This is a genomic window from Streptomyces sp. NPDC033270 (genome assembly GCF_055576575.1).
Window position 1 is genome coordinate 224,124 of the sequence record NZ_JBVIRA010000011.1, and the last position, 16,145, is coordinate 240,268.

At 72.9% G+C, this 16,145-nt stretch carries 15 protein-coding genes; 8 read left to right on the forward strand and 7 right to left on the reverse strand.

Translation table 11 applies throughout. The features are described from left to right. Positions 1–127 precede the first annotated feature (127 nt). Together ACZ5XZ_RS18085 and ACZ5XZ_RS18090 are read right to left on the reverse strand one after the other, a co-directional pair. A complete protein-coding gene (locus ACZ5XZ_RS18085) occupies positions 128–706 on the reverse strand; it encodes a nucleotidyltransferase family protein (RefSeq protein WP_468979008.1) in 579 nt (192 codons plus the stop codon). Between the two features lie 145 nt (positions 707–851). Continuing rightward, positions 852–1,076 carry a hypothetical protein gene (locus ACZ5XZ_RS18090; RefSeq protein ID WP_384442011.1) on the reverse strand — a complete coding sequence of 75 codons (225 nt, stop codon included), beginning with the start codon at positions 1,074–1,076 and terminating at the stop codon, positions 852–854. 361 nt (positions 1,077–1,437) lie between these two features. On the opposite strand from ACZ5XZ_RS18090, the gene ACZ5XZ_RS18095 reads away from it, so the two are divergent. Beyond that, positions 1,438–3,303 carry a serine/threonine-protein kinase gene (locus tag ACZ5XZ_RS18095; RefSeq protein WP_468979011.1) on the forward strand — a complete coding sequence of 622 codons (1,866 nt, stop codon included), beginning with the start codon at positions 1,438–1,440 and terminating at the stop codon, positions 3,301–3,303. A 545-nt stretch (positions 3,304–3,848) separates the two neighbouring features. Next, positions 3,849–4,139: a DUF5955 family protein gene (locus tag ACZ5XZ_RS18100; RefSeq protein WP_468979013.1), complete on the forward strand. Its 291-nt coding sequence runs from the start codon at positions 3,849–3,851 to the stop codon at positions 4,137–4,139. Positions 4,140–4,156: 17 nt separating this feature from the next. On the opposite strand, the gene ACZ5XZ_RS18105 is transcribed toward ACZ5XZ_RS18100, so the two are convergent. After that, positions 4,157–4,960, reverse strand: a complete 804-nt coding sequence (locus ACZ5XZ_RS18105; RefSeq protein ID WP_384442001.1) for an IclR family transcriptional regulator — start codon at positions 4,958–4,960, stop codon at positions 4,157–4,159. A gap of 268 nt (positions 4,961–5,228) precedes the next feature. Here ACZ5XZ_RS18105 and ACZ5XZ_RS18110 point away from each other — a divergent pair, with 268 nt between their 5' ends. From ACZ5XZ_RS18110 to ACZ5XZ_RS18130, 5 genes are all read left to right on the forward strand, one after another. Beyond that, on the forward strand, positions 5,229–6,023 hold the full coding sequence (locus tag ACZ5XZ_RS18110) for an aspartate/glutamate racemase family protein (RefSeq protein ID WP_468979015.1): 795 nt from the start codon (positions 5,229–5,231) through the stop codon (positions 6,021–6,023). Between the two features lie 42 nt (positions 6,024–6,065). Further along, positions 6,066–7,616, forward strand: coding sequence for an NCS1 family nucleobase:cation symporter-1 (locus ACZ5XZ_RS18115; protein ID WP_468979018.1), 1,551 nt, complete (start codon positions 6,066–6,068; stop codon positions 7,614–7,616). A 177-nt stretch (positions 7,617–7,793) separates the two neighbouring features. Then, on the forward strand, positions 7,794–9,134 hold the full coding sequence (gene allB, locus ACZ5XZ_RS18120; protein WP_384441993.1) for an allantoinase AllB: 1,341 nt from the start codon (positions 7,794–7,796) through the stop codon (positions 9,132–9,134). After that, the gene (gene alc, locus ACZ5XZ_RS18125; RefSeq protein ID WP_468979020.1) at positions 9,131–10,261 is read left to right on the forward strand and encodes an allantoicase; all 1,131 of its coding nucleotides are present in this window, start codon (positions 9,131–9,133) and stop codon (positions 10,259–10,261) included. The genes allB and alc overlap by 4 nt, the downstream gene beginning before the upstream one ends. Before the next feature lie 58 nt (positions 10,262–10,319). Then, a complete protein-coding gene (locus ACZ5XZ_RS18130) occupies positions 10,320–10,853 on the forward strand; it encodes a GNAT family N-acetyltransferase (RefSeq protein ID WP_468979023.1) in 534 nt (177 codons plus the stop codon). A gap of 34 nt (positions 10,854–10,887) precedes the next feature. Here ACZ5XZ_RS18130 and ACZ5XZ_RS18135 read toward each other — a convergent pair whose 3' ends face one another. The 4 genes from ACZ5XZ_RS18135 to ACZ5XZ_RS18150 all read right to left on the reverse strand — a co-directional run bounded on the left by ACZ5XZ_RS18135 (position 10,888) and on the right by ACZ5XZ_RS18150 (position 15,339). Continuing rightward, on the reverse strand, positions 10,888–11,565 hold the full coding sequence (locus ACZ5XZ_RS18135) for a thiaminase II/PqqC family protein (RefSeq protein ID WP_468979025.1): 678 nt from the start codon (positions 11,563–11,565) through the stop codon (positions 10,888–10,890). 110 nt (positions 11,566–11,675) lie between these two features. Beyond that, positions 11,676–14,348, reverse strand: coding sequence for a beta-N-acetylglucosaminidase domain-containing protein (locus tag ACZ5XZ_RS18140; protein ID WP_468979028.1), 2,673 nt, complete (start codon positions 14,346–14,348; stop codon positions 11,676–11,678). Positions 14,349–14,497: 149 nt separating this feature from the next. Then, positions 14,498–14,692, reverse strand: coding sequence for a DUF6126 family protein (locus ACZ5XZ_RS18145; RefSeq protein WP_384441978.1), 195 nt, complete (start codon positions 14,690–14,692; stop codon positions 14,498–14,500). A gap of 20 nt (positions 14,693–14,712) precedes the next feature. Further along, positions 14,713–15,339 carry a helix-turn-helix domain-containing protein gene (locus ACZ5XZ_RS18150; protein ID WP_468979031.1) on the reverse strand — a complete coding sequence of 209 codons (627 nt, stop codon included), beginning with the start codon at positions 15,337–15,339 and terminating at the stop codon, positions 14,713–14,715. A 252-nt stretch (positions 15,340–15,591) separates the two neighbouring features. Here ACZ5XZ_RS18150 and ACZ5XZ_RS18155 point away from each other — a divergent pair, with 252 nt between their 5' ends. After that, positions 15,592–16,041, forward strand: a complete 450-nt coding sequence (locus ACZ5XZ_RS18155) for a guanyl-specific ribonuclease (protein WP_468979034.1) — start codon at positions 15,592–15,594, stop codon at positions 16,039–16,041. The last annotated feature ends 104 nt before the right edge of the window (positions 16,042–16,145 follow it).

Consider the following 16,145-nt stretch of genomic DNA (forward strand, 5'->3'; position numbering starts at 1 on the left):
TCAGGGTCGACAGAAGTCGTGATCGATTGGCTCTCGGTGCCACCTCGGTCACTCTCCATTACGCCGGGTCCGCCGCTCCGACGCCGCCGCCCGGCCCCCGCCCGGCCCCGTCCAGCCGCGCCGTGCCTCACTCCAGCCGGTGCAGGTCCTCCGGCGTGTCGATGTCGTACGGCTCGGCGATGTCGGCGCACTCGACCAGGGTGAGGGCGTCGGCGTGCTCCTGCAGGTAGGCGCGGGCGCCGCGATCGCCCTGTGCGCTCGCCTCGACGGCCGGCCAGCGATCAGCGCCGAAGAGGACCGGATGGCCGCGGCGGCCGTCGTACGCGGCGGAGGCGAGCGAGCCGCGGCCCTCGTACGCGGCCAGCACCCGCGCCACCGCCGCGGCGCCGATGCCCGGCTGGTCCACCAGGGACACCACGACCGCGTCCGCCCCCGAGCCGGCCAGCGCGGCGAGGCCCACGCGGAGCGAGGAGCCCATGCCCTGCGCCCAGTCCGGGTTGTCCGAGGTGCCGTACGCCGAGAGCTCGGCTCGCGCGCGTACGGAATCGGCGGCCGCGCCCAGCACGATGTGCACCGGGTCGCAGCCGCCGTCCCGCAGGACGCGGGCGGCGTGTTCGACCAGCGGCCGTCCCCGGTGGTCGAGCAGCGCTTTGGGCCGGCCCCCCAGGCGCCGCCCGCCGCCCGCGGCGAGCAGCAGGCCGGCCACCCTCCCCTCGGGCCGTGTCGAGGCTGCCGGGTCTGCCGGGTCGCCCGTTCCTCCCGGGGGTGCCGGCGGTGGTGTCGGTGGTGCGGGTGGTGTCGGTGCCATGGGGACTGCTTACCTCATGGCACCTCCTGGCGCGGCCCGTTGGTCAGGCCGCGTCGTCGGACGCCCGCGGGCGGGGGATGTTCGGCCGGAACCGCTCCCGCAGATGGTGCGTGCGCTCCTCCACGCGGCCCCGCTCGGCGACGTAACGGTGTATGTGCTCCAAGGTGATCTCCGACGCATCGGACAGTCCGTATGCGCGGCAGATGAGCTGGACGACGCTGACGCCGCGGCGGTTCGGACCGGTGCCGGGGCCGGTGTCGGGCTCCATGGCGTTCTCCGATTCAGTGATATGCCGGATATTTCCCTGGAGGGAAGAATGCTCCACTCTGCCCCCGCATACGCGTGGGTTCGCGTGCGCCCATGCCAACGGGTGCCGGTGGGAACGCACGTGCTGACGCATGGTCAGGTCGCTGCCCGGGCATCGCGCGGGGCGTGCGCCGGTGGGCGCGGGCGGCCCGGAAAGGCAGTCAAATCCGGTCGCGAAACCGGCTCTTCGGACATGCGTGACGTACGTCCACCGGCGATGTCACGGTGCGGCGCCTGGCCGGATAAGGTTCTGCCCCGTTGCGGACATCGTGGCTCCCCGCCCATCTGGCGGGCGGAGCCATACTTCTGAGTCGGGGGACGTCGTGGTCAACAGTGTGGGCTCTTCCGGGATCTTCCAGCCGCTGGAAGGTGACGACCCGCGTTCGATCGCGGGCTACCGCCTCACGGCGAAGCTCGGCGCCGGCGGCATGGGCAAGGTCTATCTCTCGTACACGCCCGGCGGCCGGCCGGTGGCCATCAAGGTGATCCGGCCCGAGTTCAGCGAGGACACGGAGTTCCGGCGCCGCTTCAAGCAGGAAGTGCAGTCCGCGCAGCGGGTGCAGGGGCTGTTCACCGCGCCGGTCATCGACAGCGACGCCGAGGGCGCCAGCCCCTGGCTCGCCACCGCCTACGTCCCCGGTCCCTCGCTGGCCGCGGCGGTCGCCCAGCACGGCCGGCTCCCGGTCCCCACCGTGCTGCTGCTGGTCGCCGGGATCGCCGAGGCGCTGCAGGTCATCCACGGCGCCGGCATCGTGCACCGGGACCTGAAGCCGTCCAACGTGCTGCTGGCCGCCGACGGCCCGCGCGTCATCGACTTCGGCATCGCGCGCGCCGCCGATGCCACGTCCCTGACCAGCAGCGGCGTCACCGTGGGCACCCCCACCTTCATGGCGCCCGAGCAGGCCGCGGGCAACACCATCACCCCCGCCACCGACGTCTTCGCGCTCGGACAGGTCGCGGCGTACGCGGCCATCGGCACCCCGGCGTTCGGCGAGGGCACCTCGCACGGGGTGCTCTACCGCATCGTCCACGAGGAGCCGGACCTGACCGGGCTGCCCGAGGAGCTGCGGGAGTTGGTCACCCGATGCCTGGCCAAGGACGCCTCGGAGCGGCCGTCGGTCGCGGAGGTCATCGAGCTGTGCGGGGCGGCCTCCGGGCAGACGCAGCTGCGCCGCCCCGAGGAGTGGCTGCCCACCGCCGTCGCCGCGGACATCACCACGCGCGCGGCGGCCCCGGCGCCCGCGCAGACGCCGCCGCCCCCGCTGGAGGCGCCCACCGCGGGTGCACCGGCCCAGCCGCCGACCGCGCCCGCGCAGCCGCCCACCCAGCCCGCGCAGCCGCCGTCCGCCCCGGCCGTCCCGCCGGTGGCCACCGAGCTGAACCACCCGCAGACCCCGCCGCCCGGCTTCGGGCCCGCGGCCTACGCGCCGACCGTCGGCGCCACCGCGCAGAGCACGCCGATGAACGCGGCCGCCACCGGTCCGACGGCCACCGGCCCCACCGCCGCCTACCCCGCGGCCGCGGCGCCGGCCCCCGAGCCGCCGAAGAAGAAGCGCAAGGGGCTGATCACGGCTCTGGTGCTGGTCGGCCTGCTGGCCTTCGCGGGCGCCGGCGGCGGCGTCGTCTACACCTTCATGAAGGACAACGCCAAGAAGACCAGCGACCGGGCCGCCGACGGCAAGAAGGGCAAGAACACCGCCGCGTCGCCGACGCCCGCGGGGGACCCGACGGCGACTCCCGGTGGCGATGAGGGCAACACTCCCGCCGCCCCCGCCCAGGACCCGACTCCGGTCGACTACAAGGGCATCAACCTGCCCGACGAGTACCACCTGTCGATGGCCGACGAGCCGGTGCAGCCGACCAACACCGACACCGACACCGACGTCGACTTCTCGTACGACGACAACAGCTACTCGGACGACCAGGTCGCCACCGAGAACGGCAAGCTGGTGCTGCTCACCCCCGGCCAGGAGGGCTCGCTGGAGACATGCCGCAGCGAGACCCGGTTCACCGAGACCATCCTGACCAAGCAGCTCTCCAAGGGCGCGCAGATGTGCCTGACCACCGACTACGGCCATGTCGCCCTGATCACCTTCAAGGGCTACGCGCCGAAGTCGGACCCCAGCAGCTACATGACCGTCGACGTACGGGTGTGGCGCAACGCGGTGCAGCCGAAGGAGAACTCCTGAGCGCTGGGGTCTGGGCCCTGGGCTCTGAGTGCGCTGGGCTCTGAGTGCCGGCCCCGGGGTGCCGGCCCCGGGGTGCCGGCCCTGGGGCGCGCCGAGGGCTGGTCGCCCCGACCGCACCCGAGGCACACCAACTCCCTGGTCCCCTAAGGGATGCGCCCCCGGCAGGCCGTATACGGCCTGCCGGGGGCGCATCCCTTAGGGGACGCCGCGCACATACACCCGCCCACCCCCCGTAGGGGGGTGGGCGGGAGGGAAAAACAAGAGGGGAGGCGCGCGGCGCGCGGCACCCGACCCCCGCAACAACCCCCAGCAACAACCCCGCGGTTCGCCTCCCGGCCACCCCTGCGGTTCGCCTCCCGAGCACCCCCGCAGTTTCGCCTCCCGGGCACCCCCGCCGCTCACTTCCGGAACAACCCGGTGATCCGATTTTTTCGCTCTCCGTATGGCGCGGGCAGCGCAGAGTGGCGTTAACTGTCCCGCATTGCGGAGGGGCAACGGCCATGGAGGACGCCGTCGTTGTGGAACAGCTGCAGAGGGACCGACGAATGACCGGGGTCGACGGCGACCCACGGGTCCAGGAGCTGCGCGGGGCGGTGGCGCGGCTGCGCCGCCAACTGGCCGTGCTCCCGGCGGAGTTGGCGGACCGGGCGGCCGCCGATGACGAGCTGGCCGCACTGGACGCGATGGTCAGTCACGGGCTGCCGGAGGTGCCCCGGCTGCGCCGTTCGCTGCTGCTGATCGCCGGGGCGGTCGGCTCGGTGAGCGCGCTGTCGCCCGCGCTCACCGAGGTGCGCGAGCGCATCGACTGCTTCGGGGAGCTGCCGCGCGGCCGGTGACCGGGAGCGCCCGGCGGCTACGCCGGAGTCTGGTTCGCCAGTGCCACCGACAGCTGCGCCGCCACGTCCTGCAGTACCGGCACGATCTTGTCCGTGGCGGCCTCGGTCACGCGCCCCGTCGGGCCGGAGATGGAGATCGCCGCCGAGGTGGGGGAGTTGGGCACGGGCACCGCGAGGCAGCGGACGCCGATCTCCTGCTCGTTGTCGTCGACGGCGTAGCCGAGCCGGCGGACGTCGGAGAGCGCCTCCAGGAAGCGTTCCGGGTCGGTGATCGTCTTCTCGGTCGCGGCGGGCATGCCCGTACGGCCGAGCAGCGCGCGGACCTCCTCCGGCGGGTGGTCGGCGAGCAGGGCCTTGCCGACGCCGGTGGAGTGCGGCAGGACCCGGCGGCCGACCTCGGTGAACATCCGCACCGCGTGCCGGGAGGGGACCTGGGCGACGTACACGATCTCGTCGCCGTCGAGCAGTGCCATATTGGCCGTCTCGCCGGTCTCCTCCACCAGGCGGGCCAGGAACGGCCGGGCCCAGGTCCCCAGCAGCCGTGAGGCGCTCTCGCCGAGCCGGATCAGCCGCGGACCGAGCGCATAGCGTCGGTTGGGCTGCTGGCGTACATAGCCGCAGGCGACGAGCGTGCGCATCAGGCGGTGGATGGTGGGCAGCGGCAGTCCGCTGCTGGCGGAGAGCTCGCTCAGGCCGACCTCGCCGCCGGCGTCGGCCATCCGCTCCAGCAGGTCGAAGGCGCGCTCGAGGGACTGGACGCCGCCGCTTGCGCCTGCGGGCTTGGCTTCGGCGGCGGAGGTGCTGGCGCTGGAGGGCGGCACGGCGCGTTCCTTTCGGGGCGGGGCGGATCGGTCTCGGCTGGGGCTTGCGGGCGCCGGGCCCGACCGCAGCAGCCTACCGGTCCCCTTACGTTGACACACGGTCTCTCGCACACTCGTTCCCGCCGGTCAGGCCCTCTTTGTCCCAGCGTGCGAGACCTCGGTCAAGCTCCTAGCCGCGATCTCTTGACGGTGCCAGTGGCCGTAGCTACGTTCTGCTGCGCGAAAGCTACTGTCCATTCTGTGGAATCCTCCAAATTGCTGGAGTGTCATGCGCATTCTCGTCATGAACCCGAACACCACGGCTTCCATGACCGACTCGATCCGCGCCACCGCCACCGCGGCGGCCGCCCCGGGCACCGAGATCATCGCCACCGAACCCCTGTGGGGCCCGGAGTCCATCGAGGGGCACTTCGAGGGCTATCTCAGCGCCGCGGCCGTTCTGGACCGGCTCGCCACCCTCGACACGGCCTTCGACGCGCTGGTCATGGCCGGCTTCGGCGAGCCGGGCCGGGAGGGCGCCCAGGAGCTGCTGGACGTCCCCGTGCTGGACATCACCGAGAGCGCCGCCCAGATGGCGATGATGCTCGGCCACGCCTATGGCGTCGTCACCACCCTCGACCGCGCCGTACCGCAGATCCAGGACCGGCTGCTGACCGCCGGGCTGCTGCAGCGCTGCGCCGCCGTCCGCGGCACCGGGCTCGGCGTCCTGGAGCTGGAGGAGGACCCGGAGCGGACCGTGGCGGTGATCATCGAGACCGCCCGCGAGGCCGTGCGGGCCGGCGCCGAGGTGATCTGCCTGGGGTGCGGGGGGATGGCCGGGCTCCAGGAGAGGGTGGCGGCGGCGCTCGCGGTGCCCGTTGTCGACGGGGTCGCCGCGGCGGTGAAGTTCGCCGAGGCGGTCGTCGGACTGCGGCTGGCCACCAGCAAGGGGCGTAGCTTCGCGCCGCCCCGCCCGAAGGCGATCGGATCCTGGCCGCTGAGCACGCATCTGCGGCCGCCCCAGGGGCGCGTTCAGGGCGCTGCCCGTAACACCGAATTTTCCGCACAGACATCAGACATCTGATAACTGACCCCTAAGCTCCACCCAATCTGCCTGGGAGGACACGTGAACACCCCGTCACCGCAGCCCCTGCGGCCGGACCCGCGGCTCTTCAACGAGGACCTCGCGCCGGCCCCCGCGCGCACCTGGGGCACCTACAGCATCTTCGCGCTGTGGATGTCCGACACCCACGCGATCAGCAACTACGCCTTCGCCGCGAGCCTGTTCGTGCTCGGCCTGCCGGCCTGGGAGGTGTTCCTCGCGCTGCTGGTCGGCATCTCGATCGTCTACTGGCTGATGAACCGGATGGGGCACGCGGGCCACCGGACGGGCGTTCCCTACCCGGTGCTCGCCCGCGCCAGCTGGGGCGTGTACGGCGCCAACATCCCGGCCCTGCTGCGCGCGATCATGGCGGTGGCCTGGTACGGCATCCAGACCTGGCTGGCCTCGACGGCCGTCGTCCTGTTGACCCTGCAGATGGCGCCCGGCCTGGAGGCCTACCACCACAACTCGGTGCTGGGGCTGTCCACCCTGGGCTGGGCCGCGTTTTTGCTGATGTGGGGGCTGCAGGCCGCGCTGCTGACCCGGGGGATGGAGTTCATCCGCAAGGTCCAGGACTTCGCGACCGGCCCGGTCGTCTGGCTCGTGGTGCTGGCGCTCGCGGTCTACCTGGTCGTCAAGGCCGGCGGGGAGATCTCGCTGACCCGCAGCATCACCGGCCTCAGCGGCGCCGAGCAGGTCGAACAGAGCCTGATCGCGGTCAGTCTGACCGTGGCCACCTTCCTGACCCTGGTCCTCAACTACGCCGACTTCGCCCGCTTCACGCCGGACCACCGCTCCTACCGGCGCGGCAACCTGATCGGGCTGCCGGTGAACTTCACCGCCTTCGCGGTGGTCGCCGTGCTGGTCACCGCGGGCACCATCGCGGTCTTCGGCGAGGCGATCTACGACCCGGTGAAGGTGATCCAGAAGATCGACAACCCGGTGGTCACCGTCATCGGCGCGCTGTCCTTCATCGTCGCCACCATCGGCATCAACGTCGTCGCCAACTTCGTCTCACCCGCCTACGACTTCGCCAACCTCGCGCCCAGATATCTGGACTTCAAACGCGGCGGCATGATCACCGCGGTGCTGGCCGTCGTCGTGCTGCCCTGGAAGCTGTACTCCTCGGCGCTGGTGATCCAGTACTTCCTGGGGGCGCTGGGCGCCTTCCTCGGCCCCCTGGTGGCGATTCTGCTCGTCGACTACTACCGGGTGCGAAGGGGCCGGATCGATGTGGACGCGCTGTTCTCGGCCGACGCCCGCGGCGCGTACTTCTACCGCAGGGGCTACAACCCCAAGGCGGTGATCGCCTTCCTGCCGGCCGCCGCGGTCGCCGCCGCGCTCGCTCTGGTCCCGGCCTTCGACGTGGTGGCGCCGTTCTCCTGGATCTTCGGAATGGCGCTCGCCGGCGGGCTCTACGCGCTGGTCTGCCGCCGTGACGGGGTGGCTTCGGATGCCGGGCCGATCCCGGAGGAGATCATCCCCTCGCAGGTCAGGACGGCTGCGGGCGAGCAGCAGGGGATCCGGCGGGGTTCCGGCACGGCGGCCGCGCCGGTGCCCGCGGAGGGGTCTTGACGGGCCGGGATCCGGCGTGAAGACTCATTCAACAGACTGTTGAATTCAGAATTCCGCATTCCGTTCCGGCGCCCGTATGCGGTGCGGAGGGCGCGCCGTGGGCGCCGCGGCCCCGGTGGCCGTGCGCCTCCCGCGCCGCCGGGCAACGATGAAGACACGATACGAGGAGGGGACCGGGTGTCCGAAAGAGAGCTGGTGCTGCGCTCCACGCGCGTCGTCACCCCGCAGGGGACGCGCGCCGCGACCGTCACCGTCAGGGACGGCAAGATCGACGCGGTGCTGCCGCACGACGCCGAGGTTCCGGCCGGGGCGCGGGTGGAGGACTTCGGCGACGACGTCCTGCTGCCCGGCCTCGTCGACACCCACGTCCACGTCAACGACCCCGGCCGCACCGAGTGGGAGGGCTTTTGGACCGCCACCCGCGCGGCCGCGGCCGGCGGGATCACCACCCTCGTGGACATGCCGCTCAACAGCCTCCCGCCCACCACCACCGCCGCCCACCTCGACACCAAGCGCGAGGTCGCCCGCAGCAAGGCCCATATCGACGTCGGCTTCTGGGGCGGGGCCATCCCCGGCAACGTCAAGGACCTGCGTCCGCTGCACGACGCCGGGGTCTTCGGCTTCAAGTGCTTCCTGTCGCCCTCCGGCGTGGAGGAGTTCCCCGAGGTCGACCAGGAGCAACTGGCCACCGCTCTGGGGGAGATCGCCGGATTCGACGGTCTGCTCATCGTGCACGCCGAGGACCCGGGCCACCTGGGCGCGGCCCCCGTGCCGCACGGCCCCAAGTACGCCGACTTCCTCGCCTCCCGGCCCCGTATCTGCGAGAACGACGCCATCGCCGGGCTGATCGTCCTCGCCCAGCGGCTCGACGCCCGGGTGCATGTGCTGCATCTGTCCTCCAGCGACGCGCTGCCGCTGATCGCCGCCGCTCGGCGCGAGGGCGTCAAGATCACCGTCGAGACCTGTCCGCACTTCCTGACCCTGACCGCCGAGGAGGTCCCGGACGGCGCGACGGAGTTCAAGTGCTGCCCGCCGATCCGTGAGGCCGCCAACCAGGACGCGCTGTGGGAGGGCCTGGCCGACGGCACCATCGACTGCATCGTCTCCGACCACTCGCCGTCCACCGCCGACCTCAAGACCGCCGACTTCGGCGCGGCCTGGGGCGGCATCTCCTCCCTCCAGCTGGGCCTGCCCGCCATCTGGACCGAGGCCCGCGAACGCGGCCACTCCCTCGACGACGTCGTGCGCTGGATGTCCACCGCCCCGGCCGCGCTGGTCGGCCTCCACCAGAAGGGCGCCATCGAGCCCGGCCGGGACGCCGACTTCGCAGTCCTCGCCCCCGAGGAGACCTTCACCGTCGACCCGCAGGCCCTCCAGCACCGCAACAAGATCACCGCATACGCCGGCAAGACCCTGTACGGCGTCGTCCGGTCCACCTGGCTGCGCGGCCGGCAGATCAACGACGGCGCCACCCTCGCCGAGCCCACCGGCGAACTCCTCGAAAGGCCGCGCGCATGACCACCGCCGACCTCCCCCGCTATACCGGTGACGCCAGCCCCTACCAAGGCGGCGACCCCTACGCCGACTACCGCACCCCCGGCGCCCCCGGCTTCCCCTTCACCCACCTCCCCGACCTCGCCGACCGCCGGCTGGGCGCGGGCGTGATCGCCGCCAGCGACGAGTTCTTCGCCGAACGGGAGAACCTCCTGACGCCCGAGCCCGCCCACTTCGACCCCGAGGCCTTCGGCCACAAGGGCAAGATCATGGACGGCTGGGAGACCCGCAGACGGCGCGGTACCGACGGCGCCCACCCGTTCCCGGCGGACGAGGACCACGACTGGGCGCTGATACGCCTCGGCGCACCCGGCGTGATCCACGGCATCGTCGTCGACACCGCCCACTTCCGCGGCAACTACCCCCAGTCCGTCAGCGTCGAGGGCGCCTGCGTCGAGGGCTCGCCCTCGCCCGCGGAACTCCTCGCCGCCGACGTCGTATGGACCCCCCTCGTCCCGCGCACCGCCATCGGCGGACACGCCGCCAACGGCTTCGCCGTCCGGGCGGCGCGGCGCTTCACCCACCTGCGCCTCAACCAGCACCCCGACGGCGGCGTCGCCCGCCTCCGCGTCCACGGCGAGGTCGTCCCCGCGCCCGGCTGGCTCGCCGCGCTGGGCACCTTCGACGTCGCCGCGCTGGAGAACGGCGGCCAGGTCGAGGACGCCTCGGACCGCTTCTACTCCTCGCCCACCCACACCATCCAGCCCGGCCGCTCCCGCAAGATGGACGACGGCTGGGAGACCCGGCGCCGCCGCGGCACCGGCAACGACTGGGTCCGCTACCGCCTCACCGAGCAGTCCGTGATCCGGGCGGTGGAGATCGACACCGGCTACCTCAAGGGCAACTCGGCGGGCTGGGCGGGCCTGTTCGGCCGCGACGGCGAAAGCGGCGAGTGGTTCGAACTGCTGCCCCGTACGCGGCTGCAGCCCGACACCGTCCACCGCTTCCTGCTCGACGACGCCCCCGCCGTCACCCACGCCCGGATCGACATCTTCCCCGACGGCGGCATCGCCCGCCTGCGGCTGCACGGCTCGCTCACCGAGGAGGGCACGCGCCGGCTGACCGCCCGTTACGGGGAGTTGAGCGGCTGACGTCGTCTCATCCGGTGGCCCCGACCGCCCCGTCGGGGCCACCGGGCATGATGACGGCATGACTGGGAACACATCGTCCGCGGCGCCGCCGGTGATACGGCTTTCGCGGTACACGCCCGCGGACCAGAGCGAGATCCTCGGGGACGGCGCCGACCCCTTCGGAGTCGCGGAGGCCGGCCTGACCTGGCTGCCCAAGGAGGAGCACTTCGCCATCAGGCAGGACGGCCGGCTGGTGGCGCACGCGGGCCTGCTGACGATCCCGGTCTCCGCCGGCGGGGAGGAGACCCAGGCCGTCGGCCTCGGCGGGGTGGCCGTCGCGTCCGACCTGCGGGGGCAGGGGCTGGCGCGGCGGGTCGTCACGGCCGCCGTGGAGCACGCCCGCACGAAGGGACCGCGCTACGGACTGCTCTTCTGCCGCCCGCCGCTGGTCGCCCTGTACCAGCGGCTCGGCTGGCACGCCCTCCAGGGGGACGTACAGGTCGAGCAGCCCGACGGGCCCGTCGTCATGCCGCTGCGGACCATGTGGACACCGCTGCGGGAGGGCGTGACGCCTCCTGCGCAGCCGCTTCGCCTGCTGTCGCTGCCCATGTGAGCCGCGTCCGGCGGCCGCCCCTCGGGCGAGGGTTTCAGTCGCCGACCGAGTTCCAGAACATGAGTTCGTACGCCTGGAGGAGCCGGCCGTAGCGGTGTGCCGCGGCCGGCCGGGCCTGGCCGGTGTCGAGGCCGTGCTGTACCGCCGCCCGCGCCCGCTCCTGGACGGCCGGCGCCGGTTCGGCGAAGAAGCCGAAGAACGCGCGGGCCGCGTCCGGGAAGGCGTAGTGGTCGCGCATCGCGGCCTCCACGATGCGGCAGCAGCCGCCCCAGGCGGCGAAGTTGGCGATCAGCGCGATCGCCACGTCGGTCGGCTCGGCGCCGAGGGCGAGCCGCGCCGCGTAGGACGGGTAGGCCTGGCAGCCGGGCCGCGGCTGGTAGCCGGCGATGTCCCGTTCCGTCAGCCCGCAGGCGTCCGCCAGCCCGGCCAGCTGCTTCAGGGCCAGCGCCTCCCCCTGAGCGAGCAGGTCGAAGAAGTCGGCCACGGGCGGGTCGCCGTCCGCCCGCCGCGCCAGGTGCTGGAAGCTGAGGCGGTCGGCGGTGATGACCTGGTGCTGTTCGAGGGCGAGGGTGGCGAAGACGGAGCGCGGCGCCTCGCCCGCCTCGATCCGCGACACCAGCCGGTTGGCGCCGGTGTCCGGGGCGAGTACACGTACGGCGTCGTCGAGCACGGCGGCCGCGGTCGGCCGTGGGGCGTCGGGGTCGGGTCGCATGGGACGGGTCTCCTCCGTGCGGGGCGCGAGGCGGTGCCGGGCCCAGATTAGGCACCGGGACGCCGCCCGCGCGGGCACCGAACCGCGCCCCGGCGTCCCGGCACCTCCGCTCAGCGCAGAATCACCTCATTGACCGCGGGCGCCGCCGCCCGGCCCCGCCACACCAGGCGTACGCCGTCGATCGCGCCGCCGCCCGCCGCCAGGCGCGTATAGGCACCGGACAGCGTGCCGAGCGTGCGCCAGACGCCGCCCGTGCGGACCGCTACGCTCGCCTCCCCGGCCGGTGCGCCCTGCGGACGCAGCACCGTCACGGACCGCGCCGAACGGGGTGCGTCCGGCGTGAACTCCAGTGCCTCACCCGGCTCGGCCGCCCGCGCCGCCCGGTAGGCGGTCGCCGGATCCTGGTCCGCCGCCGACCGCAGGGCGCCGCCCGGCGCCGCGGGCGGGCCGCCGGCCACCGTCACCCGGTCGGCCCCGGCGACCGTGAACTCCCGCACCACCAGCCAGTTGTCCTGCGCCTGTGTGGCCCGCGCGCGCAGGTACCGGGCGGTGGTGCCGGCCGGCGGCGTGACGTTGACCTCGGGCCTGTCGTCGAACGCGGCCAGCCGCCGCCAGTGCTCGTTGTCCGAGGAGTACTCCAGCACGCCGTGGTGCAGATAGTCCTCCGGGCTGCCGCTCTTTCCCATGGCGAGGGTGACGGTGCCCAGCGGACGCTCGGCGTGCAGATCGACGGTGACGTAGGCACCGGGCTTGGGCGCCGCGCCGCTCCAGAAGTACGTGGCGTCGTCGCCGTCGGCCATCCGGGAGACCGCGTTGTCCTGATAGACCGGCAGATCCGTCGATGCCTTGGGGCGGCCGATGACGCCCAGCGACGCGTCGTGCGCGGCGAGGGCGTCCTCGACGAAGGTGTCCAGCACCCCGTCGGCCACCAGCACCGGAACCTTCTTCCCCGTCAGGTCCACATACACGAACGACCGGGCGGTCCGCACCAACTCCGGGATGCGCTGGCGCAGTTCCCAGGCCCGCGGACCGTCGTCCGCCCTGGTCGCCTCGATCAGCCGGAGGGCGGTACGCGCCGCGACGCCCCAGGCGCGCGCCGCGTCCAGCCAGGGCGCACCGTCCGCGACGAGGCCCCGGTCGGCGAGCCGTTCGCGCAGCACCGACGGAGCGTCCTGAAGGCCCCGCAGCGCCGCGTCCAGCCGCGGCACGTCCCCGTCGCGGCCGAACTCCGCGATGGCGTCGGCGAGTTCGGGTGCCTGCCGCGGATTGAGCGCGGAGGAGTAGTTGGCGTCGGCAAAGGCCCGCAGCGCCCGTGCCGTACGGGCGTCGCCGCCGGCCAGCTCCTCGATCGCCGCGCCCCAGGAGGCACGCGCGTCATAGGCCGCGTCGTTCCATGCGTAGTCGGCCACCGTGTACAGGGCGATCTTGGACGCCGCGGGCTGGATCATCGGGTTCGCGGTGATCCCCGCCAGCTGCCCGGGCAGTCCCTTCTCGCGGCCGCTGAACGGCCCGAGCAGCAGCCGGTTGGTCACATAGTCGTTGACCGGATAGTTGTCCCAGGTCAGGATCGGGTGCCCGAAGACCTCCCGGGCCCGCCGGGCCTGGGCGACGGTCATCGTCGGCGCGATCACCCCCACACCCGTCCACTCCACCAGCACGTTCCCGTCCAGCTGGGCGGCCAGCGCCTTCTTGTACGGGGACGGCTCGACGTCGTAGTACTCGGTCGGCACCATCTGCAGCGGCCGGGCGCCCGGATGCCGGGCGATGAACTCCCGGTTGACGCGGTTGAGCAGATGCGCCTGCGCGGCTCCGGCCGCCCCGCCGCCGGTTCCGAACCTGTCCTTGTCCGCAGCGCAGTTCCAGTCCGTGTAGCTGATGTCGTCCAGCGGCACGGCGAAGGTCCGTACGCCGATGTCCCACAGCGTCTGGAACTTGGCGGTCAGCGCCCGCAGATCGGCGTCGGAGCTGTAGCAGACGGACAGCCCGGGGGAGAGCGCGTAGCTGAACTCCACATGCCGCTGCCGCGCCCGGTCCACCAGCTCCGTCAGCTCCGCGAGCCGGTCGGCGGGGTACGCGTCGCGCCACTTCTCCCGTAGGTAGGCGTCGTCCTTCGGCGAGTAGACGTAGAGGTTCATCTTGTGCTCGCCGTAGAAGTCGAGCTGGTCGAGGCGGGCCCGGTGCGACCAGGGGGTGCCGTAGAAGCCCTCGATGACACCGCGCAGCGCGGTGGCCGGCCAGTCGCGCACGGCGGTGCCCCGCACCTGGGCGCCGGGGCGGTCGCGCCGCGGCAGCAGCTGCCGCAGCGACTGCGCGGCGTAGTACGTGCCGGCGGCGTCCTTGCCGGCCAGCGCGATCCGGCCGTCGCCGACGGCGAGCGCATAGCCCTCGGCGGGCAGCCCGCCGGTACCCCGCGCGCCCAGGTCCCGCAGCGTCCGGGCCGCGCCCGCACCGTCGACGTAGACCGTCAGCCGCCGCCCGGCCGGTGCCTGTTCGGCCCGTACGACCCGGTCCGCGCCGGCGTCCCTGAGCGACTTCGACACCACCGCCAGCGCCGCGGCGTCGGCCTTCGGGCCTGCGACGACGGTCACGGTGGGGGTGATGGTGACCCGGTCGGAGCGAGGGCGGACGGACTGCGGGGCGGGGGAGACGGCCGCGGCGGGTCTGTCCCGGTCCTCCCGGGCGGGGTCCTGGCGCCCGGCGGCGCCCGGCGGCCCCGACATGCCCGTCAGGGGGATCAGGGCCAGGGCCAGCGCGGTGGCCGCCGCGGTGCGCGTACGGTGCATCCTTCGGTCCTCCTCGTGCGACGAGGTACGGGGTGGAGCCTGCTGCGAACGCCTTGCGGGCAGCAGGCTCCACCCGGTGGCCGTGCCGGGGCAATGGACTTTCGGGACCGGACGGATGGACGGCCCCGCAGGCCCCACGGGCCGTGCCGCTAACGCGACTTGGCGACGACCACCAGCAGGCTCATGAACGCCAGCAGCACATGCGTCGCCACGACGTAGATGAACACCCGCACATACACCCCGCGGGGTGGCTTGTTCTCGACGTAGCGGCGGGCGGGCGGTGTCTCGGCGGCGATCGCCTCGTGGGGGCGATCCGCCGGCGCAGGAGTGGAGTGGTCGGGCACGGCCTACGATCCTTCCCTGGTCACAGGCCACGGCGCGGCGCGTCGCCGCCCAGGCACAGCTCGGCGGCGCCGCTCTGCAGCAGCGTGTGGACGAACAACAGCTCCGTTCCGCCCCGGGAGGCGGCGGCGATACGGTGCGGGGTCAGCGAGTCGAAGTGCGCGGCGTCCCCCGGGTCCAGCACCTGCACCGCCGCACCGAGCGTCAGCCGCAGCCGCCCCTTGAGGACGTAGAGCCACTCCTCTCCGGGGTGCACCCGGACCAGCTCGCCCTGCGCCCGCTGCGGCACATGGACCCGCAGCGCCTGCATCGCCCGCCCGGCGCCGCCCACGGTCCAGTACGTCCAGCCGCCGGCCTCCGACGGCTCCGCACGGCCGGCCCGCACGATCGGGTCCCGCTCGGGGGCGGTCTCGCCGAGCAGGTCGGATACCGTGGTGCCGTACGTACGGGCGAGCGCCAGCAGCATCGGCAGCGAGGGCTGGCGCCGGTTGGTCTCCAGCCGCGACAGGTGCGCGGGCGAGAGCCCCACCAGCCGGGCCGCGGTCTCCAGCGTGAGACCACTGCGTCGTCGCAGGTCACGAAGGCGCGGTGCGACGGTGGGGAGATCCTCCGGCGGTGTGCCGGCGGGCTCGTCGGGGAGCTCGGTCATATCCCCGGTATAACCACCCTTCGCCTCTCGGGCAAAAGTTTTGCCTGAGAGGCAAAAGCCTCAGAGGTAAAAAGGCACAAGCCTTCCGAGGCGAGAAGCGGCGCGCGGAGCCTCTCCTGGGGCGGCTCCGGCCCGGATCGGCCGGAATCGGATATTTCGGGGTGACGAACCGGGGCCCGCCTGTGAACTCCCGGAAAACTTCCGCCGTTTGGGATTGACAGGGGCATGTCTACGCGCGTCATTCTGGGAGGCATGAGAATCCCCCCACGGATCACCAGGATCGGCGCCGCGAGCGCCCTTGCCTCGGCCCTTCTCCTCGGCGGGACCGCGGTCGCCGCCACGCCCTCCGCCGCCACCGCGCGCCCGGCCGCCCCGTACGCCGCGACGGCGCACAGCACGGCCGTGCACGTCCAGGCCGTCGGAAACGTCTGCTACTCCAAGCTGCCCTCGCAGGCCCATGAGACCCTCGACCTGATCGGCAAGGGCGGGCCCTACCCGTACCCGCAGGACGGGACGGTGTTCACCAACCGCGAGGGCGTCCTCCCGGCACAGAGCTCCGACTACTACCACGAGTACACCGTCGTCACACCGGGCTCTCCGGACCGCGGTGCGCGTCGCATCGTGACCGGCGAGAAGCAGAACGAGGACTACTACACCGCCGACCACTACAAGTCGTTCGACCTCGTCGATCGCGGCTGCTGAGAGCGGCCCGCCAACTACCCGCGGGGGGGGGGGGGGGGGGGGGGGGGGAGGGGGGGGGGGGGGGGGGGGGGGGGGGTGTGGTGTTTTTTTTTTTCTTTGTTTTG